Here is a 23,273-nt window from a genome sequence, read left to right on the forward strand (position 1 = left end):
CTTGCTCGCGATAAGGCCCATAAAGACAGCGCAACACTTACTTCTTCTTACGCGGCCCGGTGTTAAATACCGGCACCTTGCGCACCGGCTTGATCGACGGTTCCGCCACCGCCACTTCGCCACTTTCCACCCACTTGCCCAGGTTGCGCTTGCCGCCACCGCTGGACGTTTTAGGTTTCTTCGGTTTCTTCGGCTTTTTCACCACCTGGCCACTGGCATCGGTGTCCGGCACCCGGTGCTCAGGTTCAAAGTCCTGCTCCATGTGGCGGGTCAATGTCTGGCGGGTCAGCATCTCGATGGCCGACAACATGTTCACCTCATCGGCACACACCAGGGAAATTGCCTCACCGGTATTGCCGGCACGGCCGGTACGGCCGATGCGGTGAATGTAGTCCTCGGCGACAATCGGCAGGTCAAAGTTGACCACCAACGGCAAGTCTTCGATATCCAGGCCACGGGCCGCCACATCGGTAGCCACCAGGATCTGCACATCGCTGGCCTTGAATCGATCCAATGCGCGCTGACGCGTAGCTTGCGGCTTGTCGCCATGAATGCCGTCGGCGTTGATCCCCAGGCCCTGAAGCTTGTCCACCAGCGCGTCCACGCCGTTGCGGGTCTTGGCGAACACCAGCACCTGCTTCCACTTGCCCTTGCGCATCAAATGCACAAACAGCTCCGGCTTGCGCTTCTTGTCCACCGGCACTACCCACTGCTTGACAGTGTTGGCGGCGACATTGCGCGGGCTGACTTCGATGCTCAGCGGATCATTGAGCATTTGCCCCGCCAGCAGGCGGATGTCATCGGAGAAAGTGGCGGAGAACAGCAGGGTCTGACGCTTTTTCGGCAGCACGCGGTAGATGTTCGACAGCTCTTCGGAAAAGCCCAGGTCGAGCATACGGTCGGCTTCATCCAGCACCAACGTTTGCAGTTGGCTGAATTTCAGCGCGTTCTGGCGGAACAGGTCCAACAGACGACCCGGCGTGGCCACCAGCAGATCGACGCCCTTGCGCAGCTTCATCATCTGCGGGTTGATGCTGACGCCGCCGTACACCGCGTAAGTACTCAACGGTAGGTGTTCGGCATATTGCGCAACGCTGGCGTGAACCTGCTCGGCCAGCTCGCGGGTCGGCACCAGGATCAAGGCGCGCACCGAGTTGGCGGTCACTTTCGGCCCTTCCATCGCCAGCAACTGCAACAGCGGCACAGCAAAACCGGCGGTCTTGCCAGTACCGGTCTGGGCCGCGGCCATCAGGTCGCGACCGGCCAGTACCGCCGGAATGGCTTGCGCCTGCACCGGCGTCGGGGTCTGGTAGCCAAGCGTCTCAAGGGCGCGCAGCAAGGGTTCGATCAGGCCAAGGGTGGCGAAAGTCATGTGTTTACCGTAGGAAAAATTCAGCGCAAGGTCGCAATGCGCGGCAGTTTACCTTATTTCCGGCTTCGGCTTGCGCCACTGGGGCAGACTGATCAGCAACACTGCACTGATGATCACCAGCATCGCCAAGGCCTCCTCCAGGCCGATGGTCTCCCCGACAAACACAATCCCCAGCAACACCGCCACCGCCGGATTGACGTAGGCATAACTGGTGGCCGCCGCCGGGCGTACGTGCTTGAGCAGGTACATATAGGCGTTGAAAGCGATGATTGAACCAAATACGGTCAAGTACGCCAGGGCCAGCCAACCTTCCACCGGGGGCATCGCTTCCAGGTGCTCACCCTTGAGCGCACTGCCGATCAACAACACCACGCCGGCGATCAGCATTTCAGCAGCACTGGCCATGGCGCCCTGAGGCAGCGGCAAGTGCCGGCTCCATACCGAACCAAAGGCCCAGGAAGCGGCGGCAAACAACAGCAAGGCCGCGCCCAGCGGACTCGATTGCAGGTTGGAGCCCATGTTGAGCATGGCAATGCCGGCAATCCCCAGCAACACGCCGGCCCACTCCAGACGGGTATTACGCGCCCCCCAGAAATAGCCGCAGAGCAAGGTGAACAGCGGCACTGTCGCCACCGCCAATGCCGCCACGCCCGACGTCACCCCCGTATGCTCAGCCACACTGACCGCGCCGTTGCCGAAGGTCAGCAGCAAAATGCCGATCTTGCCCGCGGCCTTCCATTGCACCCAGGTCGGTGCCGGCACGCCGCGCCAGCGCAAGTAGCCATACATCAACGCCCCCGCTACACAAAAGCGAATCCCCGCCAGCAACAATGGCGGCCAATACTCCACGCCAATGCGGATCACCAGGTAGGTAGATCCCCAAATGACATACAACGCAAAAAAAGCGGCGATCAACGGTAACGGAAAGCGACGGGGGCCAGGCATGGGCAGCTCTGCGACAGAACAAGGGACAGCTATTTTAGAAATCCACGCCAGTAAACATAAGTTACAAAACCTGTTTAAAGTGCCAGTACACTTTTCAAATCATGGTTATCAAGGCTATAAGCCTTGCATTCGAAAGCCACTGACTTGTAGAGCCTTATCATGGACAAATATGATCGTATGCTACTCAGTGCCCTGCTGGAGGATGGCCGTGCCACCTACGCGCAACTGGCCCGCACGGTAAACCTCTCCGCCCCCGCTGTGGCCGAGCGCGTGGCCAAGCTGGAAGCCAGCGGCGTGATCACCGGCTACCAGGCCAAGGTCGACTTATCCAAAATCGGCCTGCCGATCCAGTGCACGATTGAACTGCGCTTGACCAACAACGGCAGCCAGAAAGTGTATGACGCCCTGGCCGAAATCCCCGAACTGACCGAATGCCACCGAGTGACAGGCGACCCGTGCGTGATCATGCAGGCCGCCGTGGGCTCGATGCCGGAACTGGAAAACCTGATCAACCGGGTGGCGAAATTCGGCTTCAGCAAGACTTCAATCATCTTGTCGAGCGCGATAGAGCGACGGGTGCCGTTGGGGCACTTGGAAGGGAAGAATGGCAGTGCCTGAGCGGGCGCCATCGCGGGCCAGCCAAGCTCCTATTTGACCCAGTGCCTGGGCTGGACGCGACCAGATGTGGGAGCTGGCTTGCCTGCGATGGAGCCCGATATTCACTGGCCAGCAAGACCTGTCCCTTTCATTTGCCGGACGTTTCCTAGAGAATTCGACAACCTTGTTTCCGTCGAGTCAGGTAGCTAGTCTCGCCCAGTCATCGAGCACTCGGTGACCGGACGTGCAAGTCCGACTCGCAAAGATGCACAAACGCCTACACATCAAAACCCGGTTAATGACCAGTGTTTATCTGTAATGGCGGCTGTGCGCAGGAGACCTTCGGGTCTGCTGGGTTTCCTTTGCCCCGGTCTTGCACACCTGCGTACAGTTGCCGCCTTATTCACGTGCAAACGAACGGTGACAGCTTCTTTTCGGCAAAGGAGTTACACCACCACCCCACTCCCACAAAGACTTCCTCAGCGACAGCGCCCTCACCCGTCGCGCCATCGATTACTACCTCAAAGCCAGCGCGCCAGGCGCAGCCCCTTACATCATCAATGACAACCTCAGCTTCGAGGATGCCTTGGCACATGCAGCCGATCTGCTGCATTGCGCGGTGACAACCGCGCAGGTAGGCAGTGAACCCATGAGCGGGCAACAGCGGGCCGTGATGCATCTGGTGGAAATGGCCAAGGTGGTGGTGGACCAATCGCTGGATTGCCTACAGCCTCGATGACACCGCCGCTCCCACACAAGCCCGCTCCCACATTTTGGGTTCGTTGGGCTCAGAACCCGCGGTGTTTTTTCAAATGGTCGTTGATCTTTGCCGCCGGGACTTTCTGCAAGCCACACAGCAATTCATGGGACAGCTCGCGCAAGCCGTGGGTGCGGCGCAGTTCCTGGGCCAAGTGGGTGGTCAGGTTAGCCGCCATTTCCGCATCCGCCATCGCCCGGTGAGCCTTGCCGGTGTGGGGCAGTTGCGCAAAGGAGGTCAAGGTGCCGAGCTTGTGGTTCGGTGCCGCCGGCATCAACCGGCGTGCGAGCAGCAAGGAGCAGGCAAACTTTTGCAGCCGAGTACGACGGATCAGGCCCAGCTCGAAATCCCAGAACTTTTGGTCGAACGCGGCATTGTGGGCCAGCAGCGGCGTGGTGCCGACAAATTCATTGACCTCGTTCATCACCCGCTCGGCCGGTGGCGCGCTGCGCAGCATGGCATTGCTGATGCCGGTCAGTTGCTCGATAAAGCCAGGCACCCTGACGCCTGCGTTCATCAGGCTCTGATAACGGTCCACGATCTGGCCCCGCTCAAGGATTACCACGGCGATTTCCGTGGCCCGGCAACTGCTGCTCGGCGAGATGCCGGTGGTTTCAAAGTCGATGACCGCTATACGTTCCAAACCTGTTCCAACTCCATCCAAGAATCTATTTGAGCAACAACACGCCTTCGATCGGCACGTAGCGGCTGGCAGCACGAATCAACGAGTTGGCCGTCAGCCCCGGCACCCCGTAAGCCACGGCTTCGACGCCATGCTTGTGGATGATGCGGTCGAGCAGCATATCGAAATCGCCATCACCAGAGGCCAACACCACTTCGTCGACATGGGCGGCGGCGTCCATGATGTCGATGGTGATGCCCACGTCCCAGTCGCCCTTGGCCGAGCCATCGCTGCGCTGGATGTAAGGCTTGAGCTTCACGGTGAAGCCAAGGTTGCGCAGGATCTGCTGGAACTGCTGTTGCTTGCTGTCGCCACGGTCGATGGCATAAGCGTACGCCTCGACAATTTGCCCGCGCTGGCTGATATCAGCCCACAGGGCGGCGTAGTTGAAATGGCAGCCATACGCCTGGCGCACGGTGTAATAGAGGTTCTGGACATCGGCGAACACTGCAATTTTTTTCACCGGGCATCCTCATGGCAACTGGCGGGCGCGATGGCCCGCAAAGGTCGCCAGTATGCCAGCCAAGCGCAGGTTTTCGAGAAAAATCAGACCGGGACGACAGTGCGCCCCGGTCAAGAGGGGTCAGACGAAGGAATCGTCGTCGCCAAAGAAGGAAGAATCGTCGGAGTAACCGCTGTCGGCAAAGCTGTCCTGACCGTTGCTGTAGCTGTCATTGCCGGCCACGCGCGGCTCGTCGTTGCCCCAGCCGCCGTTGTCGCTGGCGGGCGCCGGCTCTTCGCGGACGATCTCTTCCACCACCTGCGGTTGCTGGTTGTGGTTGAAAAGGCTGCTGATACCTTGAGCCAGCATTACGCCACCGGCCACCCCGGCTGCGGTTTTCAACGCACCGCCAAGAAACCCACCGCCCATGGGCGCAGTTGGAGCTTGCTGGTAGTTCTGCTGCGGCGCGCCAAAACCCTGTTGCGCGGGCGGGCTGTTAAGCCCGGCACGGGTGGGTTCACGCCAACCACCGCCCGACGAAGCCGGCGCAGCGGGTGCCGGTTGCGGATCGCGGGAGCCGCCGCCAAAGATACTCGATAAGAATCCGCCGTTACTTGAAGCAGCAGGCGCCGCCTGGGGCTTGGCGCGTTGCAGTTCGTCCTGCAACTGCTGGATCTGTTGCGCCTGCTGCTTGTTCTGCGCGTCCAGGCTCTTGATCGCCGCTTCCTGCACCAATATCGCCTGGGTCATGAAATACCCGGCGGCGGGTTGGCGGGTGATGTGCTCCTTGATCCGCGCTTCTGCCTGGGCGTCGCGGGGGGCTGAGTCCATTTCGGCTTGCTGCAACCGTGAAAACAGTCCATCGATCAGGGTTTGCTCTTCGCTGTTCATGGCGACCTCGTTAGATTGCCGGTAAAAATCCGCGTCCCGCCCGGTACGGGCAAGGTACCCTCCAGTAATGGGGTTGGCGGCAAGGCTTTCAATGGTCTTTACCCAAGGTTTACGTTTGTCGGTGATCGGTTAAAGTGTCCCCTGCTTTTTCGGCCTGTGATGATCTTGATGAATCCGTTGAACGTTCTGCGCGACTCCTTTTACTTTTTCCAGCGCAATTTGGGCGCCATCGTGCAGTTATGCCTGCCGCTGGTGATTCTCGAGGCGATCCTGCAACAAGTGCTCGAACATTCGCTGGGCGAGGATGCGTTCGCCGGCTATGGCGTGATTGTCGGGTTACTGGTGTACCCGCTGTACACAGGCGCGCTGATCCTGTTCCTCGACGCCCGCAGCCGCGGCGAATCGCCCCGCACCCTGGATGTGCTGGCCATGGCACTGGCCATGTGGCCACGCTTCGCCCTGTTGACGGCCATGAGTACGCTGCTGATCCTGCTGGGGTTGTCGCTGTATTTCCTGCCGGGTCTCTGGTTGATGGTGACGCTGGCCTTTGCCGAGTATCTGCTGGTGCTGCGAGGTATGCCCGCGCTGACGGCTATGAAGGAAAGCTTCCGTCTGACCCGTGGGCATTTTCTGCGCATCCTGATCTGCCTGTTGTGCGTGATGACCCCGCTGTGGCTGCTCAAGGGCGCCAGCGCCGCGGCCTGGCCCGACCTGCAAAACCCGCTGCTGGCGATCTTGATCAACAGCGCCCACAGCTTCCTGCAACTGTTTACCAGCGTGGTGCTGTTTCGCTTGTTCATGCTGATCGCCGGGGATGCCGACGCACGATAACTTGGCCCTTGGGCTCGGGTGCGCCCTCGGTTATGCTCCTTGCCTGTCCTGCAGCGCCATAAGGCGAGCCGATGACCCGTTTACTGCGTATCACCCTGCCAAGCCTGCTGATCCTGGCAGGCTTGCTGACCGCCCTGGTCTACAGCCTGACCTGGCGACCCGACGACAAGCAAACTCAGGCTGTCAGCTGCGTCGCGCCACGTGCGCCAACCCTGTTACCGGGCCAGGCGATCAAGGTGATGACCTGGAACGTGCAGTACCTGGCGGGCAAGAACTATGTGTTCTGGTATGACACCCCGGACGGCAGTGGCCCGGACGAGCGCCCCACGGTTGAAGACATGGCCTTCAGCCTCGACGAAGTGGCGCGGGTAATACGTGACGAGCATCCAGACATTCTGTTGCTACAAGAGCTGGATGAGGACGCCAAGCCCTCCCATTACCAGGATCAACTGGCGCTGCTCCAGGAGCGGCTGTCGGACCTGTACCCTTGCAGCGTCCAGGCCTTCGATTGGAAAGCCGATTTCGTCCCTGACTGGCACATCCTCGGCAGCGTCGGGCGCAAACTGGTGACGTTGAGCCGCTACCAGATCGAACATGCCGAGCGCCTGCAACTGCCGGTGGCTTCGGTCAACCTGGTCAGCCGCCAGTTCCAGCCCAAACCTGCGCTGCTGCTCAGCTACCTACCCTTGAGTGACGGCGGCCAACTGGCGGTGCTCAACACCCGGCTGGACCGTGCCACACCGGGATCTGGCGCGATCCGCGAGCAAGTGCAAATGACCGTCAAGCTCCTGGATAAATTCGAGAGCCGAGGTACTCCATGGCTGATTGGTGGGGATTTCAACCTGCTGCCCCTGGGCCAATTCCTGCGCCTGGATGCAAGCCAACGCGGGCAGTATTCGCCGGACAGCGAGCTGCATCTGCTGTGGGATAAATACCCGATGGCCCCCAGCAACAGCCAATCCAGCGGGATCGATCGAGCCAAGTGGCTGACGCATTTCCCCAACGACCCGAGCCTCGACGGGCCGGATCGCACGCTCGACTACCTGTTCTACAGCCCACGCCTGAAAAAAGTCGAAGCCCGGGTAAGGCAGGACGACACCCTGCGCATTTCCGATCACTTGCCGGTGATTGCGCGCTTCCTGCTACCGGCAGCGCAGTAACTACTTCCTCGGCTTGATTCGCGCCGTCGCCTCGGCCACCAGCGGATCATCCGGCCAGTAGTGCTTTGGATATCGCCCCTTCAAGTCCTTCTTCACCTCGGCGTAGGTACTGCGCCAGAAGTTCGCCAGATCCTGGGTTACCTGCACCGGTCGCCGGGCGGGCGATAACAGGTGCAGCTTGACCACTTGCCGTCCGCCAGCGATGCGCGGGGTGTCTGCCAGGCCGAACAATTCCTGCAGGCGCACCGCCAGGATCGGCGGCTGCTCGCTGTAGTCCAGACGCACCGACGAACCCGACGGCACTTTCAGATGGTGGGGCGCCAGCTCCTCCAGTCGTTGCGGCAGCGGCCAGGGCAGCAGGTTATGCAGCACGCTCGATAGATCCAGGTTGGCAAAATGACTCAAGCGCGAAACCTTGCCCAGATACGGCATCAGCCAGTGCTCCAGGCTGGCGAGTAACGCACTGTCACTGACGTCTGGCCATTCACTGTCCTTGCCGGCGTCCAGTTGGCGCAACAACATGACCCGCGCCTGCCATTGGCGCAGTTCCGGGGTCCAGGGCAGGAGTTCCAGGCCTTTGCGCCGCACCAGATGAACCAGCGCCTGACTGCGCGCGGCTTCGTCGAGGCCCGACAGCGGCTCGCGGCTGAGCACCAGTTCGCCGACCTTGCGTTGGCGTTCGGCGCGCAGTACGCCTTCACGCTCATCCCAATCCAATTGGTCGACGCAGCGCACTTGCTCGGCGAGCACCGAATCGAACAGCGCCGGATCGAAGTCCGCCGCCAGGTAGATCCGCTCTTCGCGCTGGCCCTGGCGACTGCCCAGGTCAGCGATCACCAGCCACGGCTGTTTCATCAGGCTGTCGGCCTCGGCAAACAATGCGGCGCGGCCATTGGCCAGGCGATATTCAGCACCACCGGGGCGACGTTGCTGGGCAACGCGATCTGGATAAGCCAGCGCCAACAAGGCGCCCAGCCAGCGCGGATGATCGGGATCGGCCACCGCCTGCTCAGGCTGGCCACGCAGATAACCACGGTATTGACGCGCCAGTTGCCTGGCCCGCTGTACACCACCCTGTGTGCCGCGGGCGCGCTCTTGGCCAGACAGCAGCTCCAGGCGGCTGTGCAAGTCGGCGCCTGCGCCGCGCAAGATATCGCGTTCACCCAACAGGGCGGCGACATCACACGCCATCGCCGCCAAACCCAGGTCCTGGCCACGCAACAGCAAATGGGCGATACGCGGATGCGCCGGCAAACCGGCCATTTTCTGGCCATGGGCGGTCAGCGTCGCCTCCTGCAGTGCGCCGAGACGCTCGAGCAAGTCCTGGGCCTGGGCATACGCGGCCACGGGTGGTCTGTCGAGCCAGACCAGTTGATTCGGCGTCACACCCCAGCGCGCCAGTTGTAACGCGATGCCGGCCAGGTCAGCCGAGAGGATTTCCGCGCTGCCATAGGCCGCCAGCGCCTCGTGCTGGTCCTCGGACCACAAGCGATAACACACCCCTGGTTCCAGCCGCCCTGCCCGACCGGCGCGCTGCGTAGCGCTGGCACGGGAGATGCGCTGAGTGTCGAGGCGGGTCATGCCGCTGCCAGGGTCGAAGCGCGGGACCCGCGCCAGTCCTGCATCAATCACCACCCGCACGCCATTGATCGTCAGGCTGGTCTCGGCGATGTTGGTGGCCAGCACCACTTTGCGCTTGCCCGCGGGCGCCGGATCGATGGCTGCCCGTTGTGCCGCCAGGTCCAGCTCACCGTGCAGCGGACACAGCAGCACATCGCCGCGATTGCCCAGCGCATCTGCCAGTTGTTGATTGACCCGCCGAATCTCCGCCTGCCCCGGCAGGAACACCAGCACGCTGCCGGTTTCGTCGTGCAAGGCGTCGAGAATCGTCTGCACCAGGCGTGGCTCGATAAACTCGCCGGCCTGATACGGCCGCCCCCAGCGCATCTGCACCGGGAACATGCGCCCTTCGCTGCGCAGAACCGGTGCATCGTCCAGCAATGCGGCGAGGCGTTCACCTTCAAGGGTGGCGGACATCAGGAGGATCTTCAGCGGCTGATCTTCACGAAACAGCTCACGACCGTTGAGGCTCAAGGCCAGCGCCAGGTCCGCATCGAGACTGCGCTCGTGGAACTCATCGAAGATCAGCAAGCCCACACCGTCCAGCGCAGGATCATCCTGCAAGCGGCGGGTGAGAATACCCTCGGTGACCACTTCAATACGGGTATTGGGACCGACCTTGCTGTCCAGGCGGATCCGGTAACCAACAGTTTCACCGACCTTTTCGCCCAGCTCGCTGGCCAGTCGCTCGGCAGCGGCGCGGGCAGCCAGCCGACGAGGTTCAAGCATCAGGATGGTTTGCCCGGCCAACCAGGTTTCGTTCAACAGCGCCAACGGCACCCGCGTGGTTTTACCGGCGCCGGGCGGCGCTTCGAGCACGGCCTCATGGCGCGTCGCCAAGGCTTCACGCAAGGCGGGTAAAACATCATCGATTGGCAACGAATTCATACTGGCTCCAAAGCAGAGCGGCGAGTATAACGGCGAACTGCCGGGTGACGCAGGGGTCTGAAAAACTCACCTTGAGCATGACGTTTCGTAGCAGCTGTCGAATCTGGCATATAGTCCCCCTAACATTGTTCAGGAGAGTTCCATGCGTATTGCTTCCCGTGTCATCGGCGGTGTTCTGGCCGTAACCCTGCTGAGCCAGCTGACCGCCTGCGGTTCGATTTTCTATCCCGATCGCCGCGGGCAGATCGACGGCAAGATCGACCCGACGATTGCCGTACTCGACGCCCTCGGCCTGCTGTTCTATGTCATCCCCGGCCTGATCGCTTTTGGTGTCGATTTCGCCACCGGCGCGATCTACTTCGAGCCCGGCAAGAGCGCGCAAGTGGCGCCACAGAAGCTGCAAGAAGCCATCGGTTCCGACGGCAAGGTTGACAACCTCAAGCTGCAAACCATCATCCAGAACGAAACCGGCCACAGCCTGCCGCTGGACGACCCACGCCTGATCCAATTCAAAGGCAGCGTCGAACAACTCGCCATGCTGGGTCTTCAGCCCGCCGCTTGAAGGATGTGAACCGCCGATGACTACCAGTTCCGAACACGCCCGGCTATTGCGCCTGGCTACCCGCGCCTCGGTCGGCGTGGCCTGCGTATTGATCGCCAGCAAAGCCGTCGCCTGGTGGCTGAGCGGTTCGGTGAGCATGCTTGCCGGGCTGACCGACTCGGCGCTCGACGGCGTGTCTTCGCTGCTCAATCTGCTGGCCGTGCATTACGCCCTGCGCCCGGCCGATGATGACCACCGTTATGGTCATGGCAAGGCGGAATCACTGGCGGGCATGGCCCAGGCGTTGTTTATCGCCGGCAGTGCAATATTGATTGCCTTTCAGGCCTTCCAGCGCCTGCAACATCCGGAGCCGGTGGGCGCGCCGTGGCTGAGCATCGCGGTGATTGTGTTTTCCCTGGCGCTGACGGTAGCTCTGCTGATCCTGCAGTACAGGGTGATTCGCCAGACCGGTTCGAACGCGGTGCGGGCCGACTCGCTGCACTACCGTTCAGACCTGCTGCTCAATGGCAGCATCCTGCTTGCGCTGGTGTTCGCGGGGTTCGGTTTTCATCAAGTGGATGCGTGGTTTGGCCTGGGGATCGCCGCCTACATCTTGTGGAGCGCGCTGCTGATCGCGAAGGAAAGCTTCTCGGTGCTGATGGACGAAGAGCTGCCCGGCGAGGTCAGCCAGCACATGCTGGAGCTGGCCTGCGGCGTGCCCGGCGTACTCGGCGCGCATGACTTGCGCACACGGATTTCCGGCAACCACTGGTTCGTGCAGTTGCATCTGGAGTTGCCGGGGGAGTTAAGCCTGTCGGTGGCCCATGGCATCAGCGACCAGGCCGCCGATGCCATCCATAACGCCTATCCGCGCGCCGAAGTGTTGGTTCATGCCGACCCACAGGAAGTGGTTACGGGCAACAAAACCTAGTAGCTCACCTGATACCCCCGGCTGCCCAGGCAACTGCCCTGCGCCTGGCGATAGGTTTGCACTACTGCGGGCGCCGGCGCATACGTGGCGACCCGGGGATCAAAACCGCTTTGCTGCACGGCCCAGCGATAGCAGTCATAACCGTCCTGCTGCACCTGCGCCGATGATTGGCCATTGGCTGGGTAGGACACCACGTCATATCCGTTGCCCTGGGACGCAGGTTGGGGCGGTGGGCTGGTCACCGGCGGCTGTACCACCACGTACTGCCGGGTGCTGGCTTCGTAGGTGTAATAGGCGCCGGCGGCAAGAAAAAACAGCGCACTGCCGACCCACACTTCCCGCGCATAGTCAGGCAGGTAATGCACTCGGATACCATACGGCGGTGTGACTACCACGTAACGCGGGCCTTGCGGGCGATACCAGTAACCGCCCGAAAAGAAGTAATCCTCACCGCGATACGGCACGCGGTAGTTGTGCTCGGGAAAGCGATCAACGATATAGCCGGGACGGTGTTGCGGGCCGGGGCCCCAACCATTGCCGTGCCCGTTGGGACGACCTGGCCAGCGGTTGTTCTCGCGAGGACCGTTATAGTTCGGCCGCGAACCGGGGCCACTGGCGTCCCAATGCGGGTTGGCGTCGTTGCGCCGGGGAATATCACGATAGTTGCCCTGGCGCGGCTCCTGGGTTTGACGCACCGAATCGGGACGGCTGTGGATCGGCGGACTATCCCGCTCGTCGGCCACGCCCTGCGCGCCAACACCGATCATCAGAATACCAACACCCGCCAAACGCCAAATGCGCTTCATGCTATTCCTCATTGCGGATCAGGGGCCTGAAGCTAAGACTGGAAAAGCGCTGGCCGGTTCTGAGACAGGTTATCAGCCAAACGAACAATTTTCGCAGGCGCAAAGAAAAAGGGGCGACCCGTCGGTCGCCCCTTGAGAATTTCGTCCTGGCTCAACGCTTTTGACGTTGGCTCACCTCACGCCGTCTTGTGGACAGTGTGCAGCCCGGGGGCCGGCGCAACCCGGTGGGGTTGGCGGGCCGCAGCCGGCCTGCTTGGGCTGGCTGCAGTGGACTATGTCCGGGCAGTGATTCTGTGGGTAATCATAGGCGCGGGGCGTCGGCAGATGATTGCGAAGATTGCGTCTTTAAACAGTGCTTGCGCAATTTTTAACCCTGGATAGATAATTCGCAGCAATAGTTATGACAAAGGCCAGCCCCATGAGCAAACTTGACCGATACGACCTGAGTATTTTGGCGGAATTGCAGCGCGACGCGAGGATCTCCAACCAGGAGTTGGCCGAGCGTATCGGCCTGTCGCCTTCGCCCTGCTCACGCCGGGTCAAGCAATTAGAAGACGACGGCTACATCGCCCGCCAGGTGGCGTTGCTGGATCGCAAGATGCTCGGCCTCAGTCTCACCGCCTATGTGCTGATCGGCATGGACCGCCACACACCGGAGCGTTTCGAAAACTTCGAGGCGGCCATTCGCACCTTGCCGCAAGTGCTGGAATGCAGCCTGGTTACCGGAATGGATGCCGATTATCAATTGAAGGTGGTGGTGCCGGACATGGATCACTATCAAAAGCTGTTGCTGGGGCATTTGACCCGGATCGACGGCGTCACCAGCGTGCGCTCAAGCTTTGTATTGAACCAGGTACTCAACAGCACCGAGCTGCCACTGACTCACCTGCGCACCTGACCTTCCGCGGGCTGCGACAGACCGACGCAGGTCGGTCTGGCTCCTGGCGCCCTGTCGTATACTTGCGGTCCTCTCCACCCGCTGGAAGCGCTCGATGAATTCGATTGACCCTGTTCTGTTCGAAGAATGGATGATGACCGGCCTGGTCAGCATCCTGATCATTTTCATGGGCTTTATCGTCTGGGACCTGGCGAAGAAATCCAAGGCCGGGCGCTTTGGCTCGCTCATTCTGTTCTTCGTGCTGGGCCTGGGTGTTGCAGCCTTCATCATCAAAAGCGTGGTGATCGGCCTGATCGAAACCGGGGCGTTATAACCGCGCCGGCACTTCCCGATACTGGCCTTGGTCGAGGCCCTCAATCGACCAATCACCAATTTTCACCCGCACCAGGCGCAAGGTCGGCAAGCCCACGGCAGCAGTCATGCGCCGGACTTGACGGTTGCGGCCCTCGCGAATCACCAATTCCAGCCAGTAAGTCGGCACGTTCTTGCGAAAACGTACCGGTGGGTTGCGCGGCCACAACTGCGGCTCGTCGAGTTGTCGGGCGTCGGCCGGCAGGGTCATGCCGTCGTTGAGTTCCACGCCTTCGCGCAAGCGCTGCAGATGGGCTTCGGTAGGCTCGCCTTCCACCTGCACCCAATAGGTTTTTGCCAGTTTGTGCCTGGGGTCGGCAATCCGCGCCTGTAACTGACCGTCGTTGGTCAGCAGCAACAGGCCTTCGCTGTCCCGGTCCAGACGCCCGGCCGGGTAAATGCCGGGAATATCGATAAAATCCTTGAGCGTCGCGCGCCCTTCACCGTCGCTGAACTGGGTCAGCACATCGAAGGGTTTATTAAACAGAATCAACCTGGGCTCGGCCGGCGGCGCCTTGGCGACACGACGCGGGGCTGACGGGGATTGCGGACGTTTCACACCAGGCTGGCGGGAAACGGGACGGGCAGGACGGGACATGGCAAAGGAGCATCTAACGGTCAGGACCGACCATGCTAGTGGCCTGACCGCTAAATAACCATCCCAACCGCTTAGCGGAATGGCGGTTCGTCGAAGCTGCGCAGCTTGCGCGAGTGCAGCGAGTTGAGTTCGGTGCGCAACAGATCCACGGCCTCGATGCCGATCTTCAAGTGTTGGCTGACTGCCCGCTCGTAAAATGCATTGGCCGAACCAGGTAACTTGATCTCACTGTGCAAGGGCTTGTCCGAGACGCACAGCAAAGTGCCATACGGTACCCGTAAGCGGTAGCCTTGCGCCGCGATGGTGCCGCTTTCCATGTCCACTGCCACGGCACGGGACAAGTTGATCAGCGGCCGTTCCTGGGCCCAGCGCAGCTCCCAGTTGCGGTCGTCGTAGGTCAACACGGTGCCGGTGCGCAGGCGCTTTTTCAGCTCTTCGCCCTGCTCTCCCGTTACGTTGGCCGCAGCCTGCTGCAGCGCAAGCTGCACTTCGGCCAGGGCCGGGATCGGGATATTCGGCGGCACTACCCGGTCAAGAATCCCGTCACGACGCATATAGGCGTGAGCCAGCACGTAGTCGCCAATCGTCTGAGATTGGCGCAGGCCACCGCAGTGACCAATCATCAGCCAGCAGTGAGGACGCAACACGGCCAAATGATCGGTGATGTTCTTGGCGTTGGAGGGACCGACGCCAATGTTGACCAGCGTCACGCCGTGGCCGTCGCTGGCCTGCAAATGGTAGGCAGGCATCTGATAACGGTGCCAGACCACGCCTGCAGCAATAGCAGACGCTTCGCCATGGTCCATGCTTTTTTCGATGATCACGTTACCTGGCAGCACCATGCGCACAAAGCGCGGGTCGCTGCGCAACTGCTCCAGGCCGTGGACGATGAACTGGTCGACATAACGGTGGTAGTTGGTCAGCAGGATCCACGGCTGCACATGCCGCCAGTCGCTGCCGGTGTAATGCACCAGACGACGCAGGGAGAAGTCCACTCGGGCCGCATCAAACAGGGCCAGCGGCAACGGGTCGGTGTTTTCCCAATCGTAGAGACCATCGGCGATACCATCGGTGGCGGCCGACAGGTCGGTACTGGGAAACACGCGCGCCAGCACGGCGGCGGTCACGCCCGAACCGGCCAACTCGTCGCCTTGCTCTACCACGTAGGGATAAGGGATGTTCTGCTGGCTGACGCCTACCTCCACCGTGACGGTGAAGTCATGCATCAGCGGTACCAACTGCTCGAGCAGGTATTTGCGAAAGGCTGCCGGATGAGTGACGGTGACGCTGTAGGTGCCTGGCAACTGGACCTTGGCATACGCCCGGGTGGTCTGTGGGACTTCGCCGTGGCAGTGGTAAGTCAGGCGCAGCTCCGGGTAGCGAAACAGCGCACGCTGTTCGGCACTGGGCTCGACGCGATCCTTGAGATACTGCTTTAGAGCTTGGTTAAGCGCACCGGTGGCGCGCTCGTGAAGAGCCGCCAACCGATCCACGGCTTCTTCGGCGGTTTGAACGACAACAAAAGCTTCGGTCACGGTAAGCATCCTGTGTTCTGACTTGCAGGCCTTTATCTTGCCTGTATCGTTGGCAGACGCAAACGTTGAATTAGCATGCAGTCAACCAATGTGGGAGCAAGTCCGCTCCCACATTTTTTGGATTGCGTTTATTCAGAGAGTTGGGGGCGTGGAGCGGGCGACGATAGCCTGCACATCCACGCCGCGCGGCAAGGTGCCATAGACCCGTCCCGACGACTGCCCCAGGCGACTGGCAATAAACCCATCACTGACACTGGCATTACCCGCCTCCAGCAACAGCTTGGCCTGCAACGCCACAGCGATGTCCTCGGTCAATTGCCGGGCACGGTACTGAATGTCCTGAGTATCCATCAACGCCGATTTCAACTGTTCTATGTGCCGAGCCAGCAGCCTGTCGCCATGCCCATTGCCCAACTCGACAAACAATGCTTCCAGTACCCCAGGCTCTTTCGACAGCGCCCGCAGCACATCCAGGCACTGCACGTTGCCAGAACCTTCCCAGGTCGAATTGACCGGAGCCTCACGGTACAAGCGCGGCAGGATGCTGTCTTCGACATACCCCGCCCCGCCCATGCACTCGGCGGCTTCGTTGATCATTGCCGGGGCGCGCTTACAGATCCAATATTTACCTACCGCAGTCACCAACCGAGCGAACTTGGCTTGTTGCTCATCGGCCAAATGATCCAGCGCCATTCCCATGCGCAGGCTCAGGGCCAGGGACGCTTCGCTTTCAAGGGCCAGGTCGGCCAGCACGTTTTGCATCAACGGCTGTTCACTGAGAACACGCCCGCCCACCGTACGATGCGCGCAATGATGGCTTGCCTGAGTCAGCGCCTGGCGCATCAAGGCGCTGGAGCCGACCATACAATCGAAACGTGTCATGGCGACCATCTCGATAATGGTCGGTACACCACGCCCTTCTTCACCGACCATCCACGCCAGGGCCCCACGAAACTCCACTTCGCTGGAAGCGTTGGAGCAGTTGCCGAGTTTGTTTTTCAGGCGCTGGATGTAGAACTGATTGCGGGTGTCGTCCGGACGGTGGCGCGGTAGCAGGAAACAGGTCAAGCCCTTGTCGGTCTGGGCCAGGGTCAGGAACGCGTCGCACATCGGCGCCGAGCAGAACCACTTGTGCCCAACCAGTTCATAGGGTTGGCCCGGGCCCCCTATGCCTACCGGATAGGCCCGAGTGGTGTTGGCGCGAACGTCGGTGCCGCCCTGTTTTTCGGTCATCGCCATGCCAATCGTCGCGCCTGCCTTGTTGGCGATGCCGACGTTGCGCGGGTCATAGTCAGTGCTGAGGATTTTCGACAGCCACGTGTCAGCCAAGTCCGGCTGCAGGCGTAGGGCGGGAACACTGGCAAAGGTCATGGTCAACGGGCAACCGGTGCCGGCTTCGGCCTGGCTATGCAGGTAAGTCATGGCCGCCCGGGCGACATGTGCTCCGGATTGCGGATGAGCCCAGGGCAACGACGGCAAGCCATGCGCAACTGCCGTGCGCATCAGTTCGTGATACGCCGGATGAAACTCCACCAGATCAATCCGATGGCCATAACGATCATGGCTGCTGAACACCGGTTTGTTCTGGTTGGCCAGGAATCCTGCCTCCATCAAAGGCCCGCCCGCCAGTGCGCCGTAAGCGTCGATGCGCTCCTCGGCCCAGCCCGCGCCAAAGCGTCGGGACCAGTCCTGCAGGGGTAGATCGAGGCGATACAGATTGGCGCCGTCCAGGGAAGGGGGCTGGTTGGTGACATCGTGGGTTTCGGCGAACTGGTGCAGATTCATGACGGGCCTCCTGGAAAAAGGCCGCGGGGATTCATGGCCTGTTTTTTCAGTTAAGCACCGTCACTGCGCTTAAAAAAGCGCCATACGCGCCTAACTACCGGCGCTTTCGCCCTCTAACGGGCAGAGCAAGCGACGCTGCAGCACAGCCTGCAATGCTTCGAAACGCACCGGTTTGGCCAACTGCTCAGTGATCCCCACGCCATGGCAATGCTCATGCCCCATGCTTTGCGGTGACCCGCTCAAGGCAATCACCGGCAACTCACCACAGCCCGGCAGTGCGCGCACTTGGCAGCACAGAGAGAAACCGTCCTGCGGCACATCCAGCAGCACCGCATCAAAGGTGTTGCCTTGCAACATCGCCAGCGCCGCCGCCCCACTGTCGACGACCTTCACCTGGTATCCCAACTTGAGCAGCATGCCACGCACCACCAGTTGCGCAACGCTGTTGTCGTCCACCAGCAATACCGCACAGTCCTCGGGTGCCCGCTGAAAATCGACGGTCCGTCCCGGCTCAGGTGGCACAACGGTAACCGCCAGCTCCAGCTGAAAACGACTGCCCTTGGAGGGTTCGGAGTGATGAGTCAGGCGCCCGCCCAGTAATTCGATCAGTTGCCGGCAAATCGCCAGGCCAATACCCAGGCCACCATATTCGCGGGTCGTCGAACCGTCGAGTTGGAAGAAACGCTGGTACAGGGTTGCTTCATCCAGGTGAGCAAAACCGATACCGGTATCGCTGACTATAAACGTCAAGCGCTGCCTGCCGTCCGCATCGGGCAGCCCGACCACACGGACCCGTACCGCGCCTTCGTGGGTGAACTTGAACGCGTTATCCATTAGGCATTCCAGGCACTGCGCCAGCTTGTCGGCGTCTCCCTTCAGGCGATCCGGCAGTTCGTCTGCCACATCAATGGAAAACGCCAGGCCTTTGCTCTGGGCATTGGCCAGAAACTGCCGGTGTAAGGTATTGAGCACGCCGCGCAGGCTGAATACCTGTGGCTGGGCACTGAGGCGCCCAGCTTGCAGCTCGGTAAGGGTGAGGATGCCGTTGACCATGCGCATCATGTCCCGCGCCGAGCCGGCAGCCGTTTGTTGATACTGCGCCAGCTCGCCGGCCAGGGGCACGGTCTGCATCAATTCCAGGGAACCGATGACCCCGTTCATGGGTGTGCGCAACTCGTGGGTCAAGGTGGCGAGGAATTCGTCTTTCAACTGATTGCTGCGGGCCAGTTGCTGGTTGAGCACTTCCAGTTTCTGGCTGGCGTCGAAGAGGATTTGCGCCTGTTGCTCACGCATCGAATTGATGCGATCGGCCAGGGCCAGGGACAACAGTGCCACTTCGATGGCCGAACCGATCTGGCTGGAATACATGGTGAAAAAAACATTGGGCAGGTAACCCAGGACCATCATTGTATTCACCACGCCACCGATCAAGAACGCCGACCAGGCAATGATGAAGTAACGCGCCACCCGCTGGCCGCGACACCAGGCGACAATCCCGGCGACAAAAATGCTCACGGTGAAAATCAATGCCAACGCGGTCGCCAGGCGCAAAGCCAGGGCGTAGCTGGTCATCAGCGACAGCAGCATCACCACCGCGCCACTGGCCACCAGCGCCAGCAACACACGATCAGTCCAGCGGCTAAAGACAGCAGTGTGCAGGAAGCTGCGGGCAAACAAACTGCCGAACAACGCCGATGCACCAATCAGGAAAGGCGTCGCGGCATTCGCCCACCATGGGTTGTCGGGCCAGAAATACTCCACCGCCGCGCCATTCACCGAGAGCTGATACATGCCGAACGAAGCGATGTAGAAGATGTAATAGAGGTAGCTGGTGTCGCGTACGCTCAGATAGATGAACAGGTTGTAGACCAGCATCCCCAGCAACACACCGTAGATCAGGCCCAGCACATAGAGGCGCATCGGCTGTTCTTCGAGGTACGCAGTACTGGACCAGAGAGTCAGCGGTGCCTGGATCGAGCCTTCGCTTTGCAGGCGCAGATACAGGGTTTTCTGCTCGCCAGGGTCCAAGTCGACCGTGAACAGGTAGTTGTTCTGGCGGATTTCACGGCTCACAAAGGGCAGCGCATCTCCCGTTCGCCCGGCCAATCGGTAGCCGCCCGCGCTGTCAGGCACATACAGCTCAAGATGGTCCAGAGGCGGATAGGCCAGCTCCAGCAGCCAGGTGCGCCGGGCATCGGGATCCTTGGGGGCGTAATGCAGGTCAACCTTGAGCCAGAATACCGAACGCGAATAACCGGCATTCAGCGTAGCGTTGCCATGGGGGGTGTATCGACTGACCAGTGCCGGCGAGCGGGCTTGTGTGATGGTGACACTACCGCTCGGATCTTCGAGCACTTGCATGTCCCGGCCCAGCGGAAGGCTTCTCGTGAGTTCATCGAACTCGACTGCTCCGGCCAGCATCGGCAGCCCACACAAGAGAAACATCAGCAAATAGCGCATAGAGCCCCAGCGTGGCCTGTCCGGTCATGTCAAAAGCCTCCATTCCTTTTGAGAAGACGTATACCGGCGATACAGTTAATTATTTGGATCCACTCTAGCATAGCCGGTAAAGGCCAAAAGACACCATTGAAATAAATTTTTAGAAGGCTCTATCTCAGTACTTTCAGAGCAATTAGCGTAAGAAAAGAGTAGTGGCACTATGCCATTTTCATTGATAGCGGACACCTTGAATTCAGCGTTGCCCGACAGCCACGCAAAAAGAGTTTGGTGGTAAGCTCGCGCACCATGAATATCTACAGCTCTCGCCCTGTTGTCCTTTGTCTCTCCGGCCATGACCCCAGTGGTGGCGCCGGCCTGCAGGCAGATATCGAAGCACTGCTCGCCCAAGGCTGTCATGCGGCCCCGGCCGTGACTGCATTGACCGTGCAGAACACCGTCAATGTCAGCGATTTCCGCGTACTCGATCGAGAGTGGGTATTGGCCCAGGCCAATGCCGTGCTTGGCGACAGCGAGGTGGCAGCGGTCAAGCTGGGCATGCTCGGTTCCACGCTGATGGTCGACACCGTGGTCGAACTGCTCAGGGAGCACCCACATTTGCCGGTGGTCTGCGACCCGGTCCTGCGTGCCGGCGGAGGCGGCAGCCTGGGCAAGAATGAGGTCGGCTACGCGATGCGTGAACAGTTGTTGCCGTTGTCGTTGATTGCCACGCCCAACCTGCCCGAAGCGCGCATCCTCGCCGATTTGCCCGAGGGCACGGCGGATGAATGCGCCGAGAAACTGCTGCCGTTTGTCCCACATCTGCTGATCACCGGCGGTCACGGCGACGAGCAAGAAGTACACAATCGCCTGTATAGCCGCGACGGTACGCGCCGTTCCTTCATCTGCCAGCGCCTGCCCGGCAGTTATCACGGCTCCGGCTGCACCCTGGCCAGCGCCCTCGCCGGCCGTCTGGCCCAGGGCGAAGGCTTGGTAAGCGCCGTCGAGTCGGCGCTCAATTACACCTGGCGCACCTTGCGTGACGCCGAACAGCTGGGCCAGGGACAATTCGTCCCCCGCCGTTTGCCGCTGGATTTCTGCTCGTAATCACAAGAGGCCTGTGCGATGAAATTACGTGGCCTTTACGCCATTACCGACAGCCAACTATTGGCCGGCAAGTTTCTCGACTACGTCGCAGCCGCATTGGATGGTGGCGTGACCCTGCTGCAATATCGCGATAAAAGCAGCGACGACGCACGCCGCCTGCGCGAAGCCGAAAAGCTGCGGGATTTGTGCTCACGCTACAAGACGCAACTGATCATCAACGATGATGCCGAGCTGGCCGCACGCCTGGGTGTCGGTGTTCATCTGGGCCAGACTGACGGCCCACTGACGCCAGCCCGCGCATTGTTGGGGCGTGGTGCAATCATCGGCGCCACCTGTCACAGCCAGATCGAGCTGGCCGAGCAAGCCGCGAAGGAGGGTGCCAGTTACGTCGCCTTTGGCCGATTCTTCAACTCCACCACCAAACCCGGCGCCCCGACCGCCGATGTCGAGCTGCTGACCCAGGCCCGTACACGCTTGCAGCTGCCGATCTGCGTGATCGGTGGCATCACCCTGGAAAACGCCGCACCGTTGGTCGCCCACGGCGCCGACCTGCTGGCTGTGGTCCACGGCCTGTTTGGTGCCGATAGCACCCAGGAAGTGACGCGCCGCGCCCGCGCCTTCAATGAACTTCTTAAATCCTGAATTCAGAGAGCCTGCCCATGTCTCGTTCCGAAACGCTGTTCGCCAATGCCCAGAAACACATCCCCGGTGGCGTGAACTCGCCCGTGCGCGCTTTCAAAAGCGTCGGTGGCACACCGTTGTTCTTCAAGCACGCCGAAGGTGCCTACGTCACCGACGAAGATGACAAGCGCTATGTGGATTACGTGGGTTCGTGGGGGCCGATGATCCTTGGTCACAGCCACCCGGACGTACTCGAAGCGGTGCGCCAGCAACTGCAGCATGGGCTGTCCTATGGCGCCCCGACCGCAATGGAAACCGAAATGGCCGACTTGGTCTGCTCCATCGTGCCGTCCATGGAAATGGTGCGGATGGTCAGTTCCGGTACCGAAGCCACCATGAGCGCCATTCGCCTGGCCCGTGGTTTCACCGGCCGCGACAGCATCATCAAGTTCGAAGGTTGCTACCACGGCCATTCCGACAGCCTGCTGGTCAAGGCCGGCTCCGGCCTGTTGACCCAGGGTGTACCAAGTTCGGCGGGCGTGCCGGCGGCGTTTGCCAAACACACCCTGACCTTGCCATTCAATGACATCGCCGCCGTCGAGCAGATGCTTGGCGAAGTCGGCCAGGACGTGGCGTGCATCATCGTCGAGCCGGTGGCAGGCAACATGAACTGCGTGCCGCCAGCCCCCGGTTTTCTCGAAGGTTTGCGCGAACAGTGCGACAAACACGGCGTTGTATTGATTTTCGATGAAGTGATGACCGGTTTTCGTGTGGCCCTCGGTGGCGCCCAGGCGCACTACGGCGTGACACCCGACCTGAGCACCTTCGGCAAGATCATCGGCGGCGGCATGCCAGTCGGTTGCTTCGGCGGCAAGCGCGAGATCATGCAGCACATCGCACCGCTGGGCCCGGTCTACCAGGCCGGCACGCTGTCCGGCAACCCGCTGGCCATGGCCGCGGGCCTGACCACCCTGCGCCTGATCAGTCGCCCCGGCTTCCACGCCGAACTGACCGACTACACCACGCGCCTGCTCGACGGCCTGCAACAGCGCGCTGATGCGGCGGGCATTCCATTTGTCACCACCCAGGCCGGCGGCATGTTCGGCCTGTATTTCAGCGGTGCCGACGATATCGTGACCTTCGACGACGTAATGGGCAGCGATGCGGACCTGTTTAAACGCTTCTTCCACCTGATGCTCGACGGCGGCGTTTATCTGGCACCGAGCGCCTTTGAGGCCGGCTTTACTTCCATCGCTCACGGTGATGCCGAGTTGAAACTGACCCTGGATGCTGCGGAACGCGCCTTCGCCGCCTTGAAGTAAGTCGGGCAAACACTGGCGTTGCCCATGGTGACGCCAGATTTGCTACCTTGCTTACAGAAGTTTCCGTCTTTTTTCGAGAAATTACCTGCAATCCGGCAGATAACTTGCCCACGAAGCAGAAAAACGAGTAAAGACTTTGTAAGCAGTGGCCTGCTTA

General features: G+C 60.8%; 21 protein-coding genes and 1 pseudogene. 11 read left to right on the forward strand and 11 right to left on the reverse strand.

Going from position 1 to position 23,273, the window contains the following annotated elements:
* Positions 1-37 precede the first annotated feature (37 nt).
* Together OQ460_RS21180 and yedA are read right to left on the reverse strand one after the other, a co-directional pair.
* Positions 38-1,372 carry a DEAD/DEAH box helicase gene (locus OQ460_RS21180; protein WP_410019289.1) on the reverse strand — a complete coding sequence of 445 codons (1,335 nt, stop codon included), beginning with the start codon at positions 1,370-1,372 and terminating at the stop codon, positions 38-40.
* 48 nt (positions 1,373-1,420) lie between these two features.
* A complete protein-coding gene (gene yedA, locus OQ460_RS21185; RefSeq protein WP_410019290.1) occupies positions 1,421-2,317 on the reverse strand; it encodes a drug/metabolite exporter YedA in 897 nt (298 codons plus the stop codon).
* A 159-nt stretch (positions 2,318-2,476) separates the two neighbouring features.
* Here yedA and OQ460_RS21190 point away from each other — a divergent pair, with 159 nt between their 5' ends.
* Entirely contained in the window at positions 2,477-2,935 is a 459-nt protein-coding gene (locus tag OQ460_RS21190; RefSeq protein ID WP_410019291.1) for an Lrp/AsnC family transcriptional regulator, read from the forward strand.
* Positions 2,936-3,359: 424 nt separating this feature from the next.
* Positions 3,360-3,653, forward strand: a pseudogene (locus tag OQ460_RS21195) (DUF6124 family protein); the annotation flags it as partial.
* A 49-nt stretch (positions 3,654-3,702) separates the two neighbouring features.
* Here the strand turns inward: OQ460_RS21195 and OQ460_RS21200 are convergent.
* The 3 genes from OQ460_RS21200 to OQ460_RS21210 all read right to left on the reverse strand — a co-directional run bounded on the left by OQ460_RS21200 (position 3,703) and on the right by OQ460_RS21210 (position 5,686).
* Positions 3,703-4,314 carry a PolC-type DNA polymerase III gene (locus OQ460_RS21200; protein ID WP_410019292.1) on the reverse strand — a complete coding sequence of 204 codons (612 nt, stop codon included), beginning with the start codon at positions 4,312-4,314 and terminating at the stop codon, positions 3,703-3,705.
* A 25-nt stretch (positions 4,315-4,339) separates the two neighbouring features.
* A complete protein-coding gene (locus OQ460_RS21205) occupies positions 4,340-4,816 on the reverse strand; it encodes an NYN domain-containing protein (RefSeq protein WP_410019293.1) in 477 nt (158 codons plus the stop codon).
* A gap of 120 nt (positions 4,817-4,936) precedes the next feature.
* A complete protein-coding gene (locus tag OQ460_RS21210; RefSeq protein WP_410019294.1) occupies positions 4,937-5,686 on the reverse strand; it encodes a DUF2076 domain-containing protein in 750 nt (249 codons plus the stop codon).
* Positions 5,687-5,854: 168 nt separating this feature from the next.
* On the opposite strand from OQ460_RS21210, the gene OQ460_RS21215 reads away from it, so the two are divergent.
* Entirely contained in the window at positions 5,855-6,517 is a 663-nt protein-coding gene (locus OQ460_RS21215; RefSeq protein WP_410019295.1) for a YciC family protein, read from the forward strand.
* A 71-nt stretch (positions 6,518-6,588) separates the two neighbouring features.
* A complete protein-coding gene (locus OQ460_RS21220; RefSeq protein WP_410019296.1) occupies positions 6,589-7,677 on the forward strand; it encodes an endonuclease/exonuclease/phosphatase family protein in 1,089 nt (362 codons plus the stop codon).
* On the opposite strand, the gene hrpB is transcribed toward OQ460_RS21220, so the two are convergent.
* Complete coding sequence (gene hrpB, locus OQ460_RS21225) at positions 7,678-10,185, reverse strand: ATP-dependent helicase HrpB (protein WP_410019297.1); 2,508 nt, start codon at positions 10,183-10,185, stop codon at positions 7,678-7,680. It abuts the gene before it with no gap.
* Positions 10,186-10,327: 142 nt separating this feature from the next.
* Here hrpB and OQ460_RS21230 point away from each other — a divergent pair, with 142 nt between their 5' ends.
* Both OQ460_RS21230 and OQ460_RS21235 read left to right on the forward strand, forming a co-directional pair.
* Positions 10,328-10,747, forward strand: a complete 420-nt coding sequence (locus tag OQ460_RS21230; protein WP_410019298.1) for a polyribonucleotide nucleotidyltransferase — start codon at positions 10,328-10,330, stop codon at positions 10,745-10,747.
* 16 nt (positions 10,748-10,763) lie between these two features.
* A complete protein-coding gene (locus OQ460_RS21235; RefSeq protein ID WP_410019299.1) occupies positions 10,764-11,657 on the forward strand; it encodes a cation diffusion facilitator family transporter in 894 nt (297 codons plus the stop codon).
* Here the strand turns inward: OQ460_RS21235 and OQ460_RS21240 are convergent.
* The gene (locus OQ460_RS21240) at positions 11,654-12,463 is read right to left on the reverse strand and encodes a DUF6515 family protein (protein WP_410019300.1); all 810 of its coding nucleotides are present in this window, start codon (positions 12,461-12,463) and stop codon (positions 11,654-11,656) included. The genes OQ460_RS21235 and OQ460_RS21240 overlap by 4 nt on opposite strands.
* A 418-nt stretch (positions 12,464-12,881) precedes the next feature.
* Here OQ460_RS21240 and OQ460_RS21245 point away from each other — a divergent pair, with 418 nt between their 5' ends.
* Together OQ460_RS21245 and OQ460_RS21250 are read left to right on the forward strand one after the other, a co-directional pair.
* The gene (locus OQ460_RS21245; protein ID WP_017735654.1) at positions 12,882-13,361 is read left to right on the forward strand and encodes an Lrp/AsnC family transcriptional regulator; all 480 of its coding nucleotides are present in this window, start codon (positions 12,882-12,884) and stop codon (positions 13,359-13,361) included.
* A 103-nt stretch (positions 13,362-13,464) separates the two neighbouring features.
* Entirely contained in the window at positions 13,465-13,674 is a 210-nt protein-coding gene (locus OQ460_RS21250; protein ID WP_410022077.1) for a DUF2788 domain-containing protein, read from the forward strand.
* On the opposite strand, the gene OQ460_RS21255 is transcribed toward OQ460_RS21250, so the two are convergent.
* The 4 genes from OQ460_RS21255 to OQ460_RS21270 form a co-directional block, all read right to left on the reverse strand.
* The gene (locus OQ460_RS21255; protein ID WP_410019301.1) at positions 13,669-14,310 is read right to left on the reverse strand and encodes a pseudouridine synthase; all 642 of its coding nucleotides are present in this window, start codon (positions 14,308-14,310) and stop codon (positions 13,669-13,671) included. The two genes, OQ460_RS21250 and OQ460_RS21255, sit on opposite strands and share 6 nt — an antisense overlap.
* Positions 14,311-14,381: 71 nt before the next feature.
* Complete coding sequence (gene amn / locus OQ460_RS21260; RefSeq protein ID WP_410019302.1) at positions 14,382-15,854, reverse strand: AMP nucleosidase; 1,473 nt, start codon at positions 15,852-15,854, stop codon at positions 14,382-14,384.
* A 123-nt stretch (positions 15,855-15,977) separates the two neighbouring features.
* Complete coding sequence (locus OQ460_RS21265; RefSeq protein WP_410019303.1) at positions 15,978-17,630, reverse strand: acyl-CoA dehydrogenase family protein; 1,653 nt, start codon at positions 17,628-17,630, stop codon at positions 15,978-15,980.
* Positions 17,631-17,720: 90 nt separating this feature from the next.
* Positions 17,721-20,090 carry a hybrid sensor histidine kinase/response regulator gene (locus OQ460_RS21270; RefSeq protein WP_410019304.1) on the reverse strand — a complete coding sequence of 790 codons (2,370 nt, stop codon included), beginning with the start codon at positions 20,088-20,090 and terminating at the stop codon, positions 17,721-17,723.
* Positions 20,091-20,375: 285 nt separating this feature from the next.
* Between OQ460_RS21270 and OQ460_RS21275 the strand changes: the two genes are divergently transcribed.
* Genes OQ460_RS21275 through hemL form a run of 3 tightly spaced genes read left to right on the forward strand, consistent with a single transcriptional unit; the run spans position 20,376 to position 23,116 of the window.
* Entirely contained in the window at positions 20,376-21,173 is a 798-nt protein-coding gene (locus OQ460_RS21275; RefSeq protein ID WP_410019305.1) for a hydroxymethylpyrimidine/phosphomethylpyrimidine kinase, read from the forward strand.
* 18 nt (positions 21,174-21,191) lie between these two features.
* Positions 21,192-21,815: a thiamine phosphate synthase gene (gene thiE, locus OQ460_RS21280; protein ID WP_410019306.1), complete on the forward strand. Its 624-nt coding sequence runs from the start codon at positions 21,192-21,194 to the stop codon at positions 21,813-21,815.
* 17 nt (positions 21,816-21,832) lie between these two features.
* Entirely contained in the window at positions 21,833-23,116 is a 1,284-nt protein-coding gene (gene hemL, locus OQ460_RS21285; RefSeq protein ID WP_410019307.1) for a glutamate-1-semialdehyde 2,1-aminomutase, read from the forward strand.
* Positions 23,117-23,273: the final 157 nt, after the last annotated feature.

Origin of the sequence: Pseudomonas imrae, from assembly GCF_046352735.2 — a bacterium.
Taxonomy (GTDB): Bacteria; Pseudomonadota; Gammaproteobacteria; order Pseudomonadales; family Pseudomonadaceae; genus Aquipseudomonas; species Aquipseudomonas imrae.

Bases quoted from the DNA above. Each gene is read 5' to 3' on its own strand.
- OQ460_RS21255 (WP_410019301.1), bottom strand. From the start codon at position 14,310: ATGTCCCGTCCTGCCCGTCCCGTTTCCCGCCAGCCTGGTGTGAAACGT.
- thiE (WP_410019306.1), top strand. From the start codon at position 21,192: ATGAAATTACGTGGCCTTTACGCCATTACCGACAGCCAACTATTGGCC.
- hemL (WP_410019307.1), top strand. From the start codon at position 21,833: ATGTCTCGTTCCGAAACGCTGTTCGCCAATGCCCAGAAACACATCCCC.
- OQ460_RS21245 (WP_017735654.1), top strand. From the start codon at position 12,882: ATGAGCAAACTTGACCGATACGACCTGAGTATTTTGGCGGAATTGCAG.
- OQ460_RS21235 (WP_410019299.1), top strand. From the start codon at position 10,764: ATGACTACCAGTTCCGAACACGCCCGGCTATTGCGCCTGGCTACCCGC.
- OQ460_RS21230 (WP_410019298.1), top strand. From the start codon at position 10,328: ATGCGTATTGCTTCCCGTGTCATCGGCGGTGTTCTGGCCGTAACCCTG.
- OQ460_RS21180 (WP_410019289.1), bottom strand. From the start codon at position 1,372: ATGACTTTCGCCACCCTTGGCCTGATCGAACCCTTGCTGCGCGCCCTT.
- OQ460_RS21240 (WP_410019300.1), bottom strand. From the start codon at position 12,463: ATGAAGCGCATTTGGCGTTTGGCGGGTGTTGGTATTCTGATGATCGGT.
- OQ460_RS21215 (WP_410019295.1), top strand. From the start codon at position 5,855: ATGAATCCGTTGAACGTTCTGCGCGACTCCTTTTACTTTTTCCAGCGC.
- yedA (WP_410019290.1), bottom strand. From the start codon at position 2,317: ATGCCTGGCCCCCGTCGCTTTCCGTTACCGTTGATCGCCGCTTTTTTT.
- OQ460_RS21275 (WP_410019305.1), top strand. From the start codon at position 20,376: ATGAATATCTACAGCTCTCGCCCTGTTGTCCTTTGTCTCTCCGGCCAT.
- OQ460_RS21190 (WP_410019291.1), top strand. From the start codon at position 2,477: ATGGACAAATATGATCGTATGCTACTCAGTGCCCTGCTGGAGGATGGC.
- amn (WP_410019302.1), bottom strand. From the start codon at position 15,854: ATGCTTACCGTGACCGAAGCTTTTGTTGTCGTTCAAACCGCCGAAGAA.
- OQ460_RS21210 (WP_410019294.1), bottom strand. From the start codon at position 5,686: ATGAACAGCGAAGAGCAAACCCTGATCGATGGACTGTTTTCACGGTTG.
- hrpB (WP_410019297.1), bottom strand. From the start codon at position 10,185: ATGAATTCGTTGCCAATCGATGATGTTTTACCCGCCTTGCGTGAAGCC.
- OQ460_RS21265 (WP_410019303.1), bottom strand. From the start codon at position 17,630: ATGAATCTGCACCAGTTCGCCGAAACCCACGATGTCACCAACCAGCCC.
- OQ460_RS21220 (WP_410019296.1), top strand. From the start codon at position 6,589: ATGACCCGTTTACTGCGTATCACCCTGCCAAGCCTGCTGATCCTGGCA.
- OQ460_RS21270 (WP_410019304.1), bottom strand. From the start codon at position 20,090: ATGCGCTATTTGCTGATGTTTCTCTTGTGTGGGCTGCCGATGCTGGCC.